General features: G+C 38.4%; 2 protein-coding genes. Both read right to left on the bottom strand.

Features of this window, described 5'->3' with window-relative positions; translation table 11 throughout:
- Positions 1-98: 98 nt before the first annotated feature.
- Positions 99-677 carry a hypothetical protein gene (locus IQ264_RS32350; protein WP_193986856.1) on the bottom strand — a complete coding sequence of 193 codons (579 nt, stop codon included), beginning with the start codon at positions 675-677 and terminating at the stop codon, positions 99-101.
- A 172-nt stretch (positions 678-849) separates the two neighbouring features.
- On the bottom strand, positions 850-1,803 hold the full coding sequence (locus IQ264_RS32345) for a DNA polymerase III subunit delta' (protein ID WP_193986854.1): 954 nt from the start codon (positions 1,801-1,803) through the stop codon (positions 850-852).
- Between the last annotated feature and the right edge of the window lie 54 nt (positions 1,804-1,857).

Raw genomic sequence — 1,857 nt, 5'->3', positions numbered from 1 at the left:
TTAATAATAGAATTAAGCTCATTATTCGACAAAGCTATGGCTTTAAAAGCTTTGAATCTTTGCGAGAAAAGCTGTTAGCTTGTTTATTTAAATAAGATTTACTTATCCCCACAGGTACGGGAGAGCCATAACAATGGTTTCACCTGAACGCTATAGTTATTAGCATCTAGTGCAGGTAATGTAGGAAAATCATCTGAATTTGCACCTCTGATTTGGTATTTACCACTAGCACAAGACAAGCTGACAACTGATTTAGCATTAGCTGTAACTGTCAGTTTACCAACTGGTAAGCGAGAGGTAATGCTTTGTAATAGTTTAGCTGGTAGTATCACCATCCCCTGATGTTCTACATTGGCTTCACAACTAACTGTAATTCCTAAGTTATAATCAAATCCAGTTAGCTTTACCTGTCCATCAGTTGCTGCAACTAATACATTCCCTAAACTAGGATGAGTAGGTTTATTGGGAACTGCTAATAGGGCTGTTGATAGTTTAGCATTGAATGTTTCTACCTCTACTTCAAATTTAAGTTTAACTTCATCAGTAGAGGTTAATTGACTATCAACTTGGCTAAGTTCGGCATCAGAACTTGTTAATTCTTCGCCTTCAACAGGGGATGGAACTACTTCGGTAACAGTAGACTTTTCTAGAACTTGGGTTGAGTTTTTTCGAGGCATAAGCTAAGAGAAATAACTATCACATTCTCCTAGCGTTAGCTAGTACCAAAAGGCAAAAGGCAGAAGGCAGAAGGCAAAAGGGAAAAAGGCAGAAGGGAAGAAGACTTGCTTTTCTTAACTGATTAGTTATTTCTGCCTCACAGCACTAGCAAGATGCGTGATAGTTAGTTGTTCAAACTGCAATAGTATTTGCTAATGTGACTTCCCAAACTAAGCGATTTTGAGCTAATTTTAGAAGTGCATCTTTAGCTTGGGCAAGTTTTTCTATTAACTCAATCCGTTGATAGGAATGCCACCACAAGAATTGCAGATAATCAATTAACCATAATTGCTGAGAGTGTTCTAAATTATGGTCAATTGTTTTAGCCAATGACAATGCTGCCTTTAAATTGGATGGTAAACTACTACATTGCTGAAGAACTTCTTCAGGGATTGATTGCAGCATTTGATAAGATGAAATTGCTGCACCAGGACTTCCCTGTGCCATGTTGAGTAACATCGGATTATCCAAAATTTGCTGTTCTCCTGCTTGGGTTAAAACTCGAGCAAAATCATCATTGGATAAGCGACGAAAAGGAATTAACTGACACCTCGATACAATTGTTGGTAATACTTCTTGAATCCGAGAGGTAAGCAAGATAAACAACGTATTAATTGGTGATTCCAATGTTTTTAGTAATGCTGATGCGGCTTGATGATTTAAGCAATGTGCTGCTTCTATGACGACAACTTTTTGTGCAGCAATCATCGGTTGAGTAGCAGCAAATTCCACTAATTCTCTCACCTGGGAGATGCGAATTACTGGTGCAGTTTTCCGGTTAATTCCATGTGCGATAGCGGCGGTTTCGGTTAGCAGTTTATCTAACTGCTGATAGGTAGGCATCACCCACAAGATATCTGGATGTTTGTTGCTAGAAAGTTCAGCAATATCAATCGATTCTTGTGCAGGCATCAACAATGCTTGAATTAAACATTTAGCAGCCAAACGCTTACCTACACCATCTAAACCAGCAAATAGAAAAGCATTAGAGATACGCTTACTATTAATGCTAGCTTTGAGTAATTTAATAGCTGTTGGTTGACCAATTACTGAAGCGAAATGTTGGCAGTTGACTGTTGTTTCCATAACTCAAATGCTTGCCAATTTCTAGGATTATTGATTGGGGGATAGGGGTTGGGG

Source organism: [Phormidium] sp. LEGE 05292, assembly GCF_015207735.1.
Lineage (GTDB): Bacteria > Cyanobacteriota > Cyanobacteriia > Cyanobacteriales > Aerosakkonemataceae > Floridanema.
The sequence above is the reverse complement of the archived record's forward strand: the minus strand, read 5'-3'. Positions and strand labels throughout refer to the sequence as shown.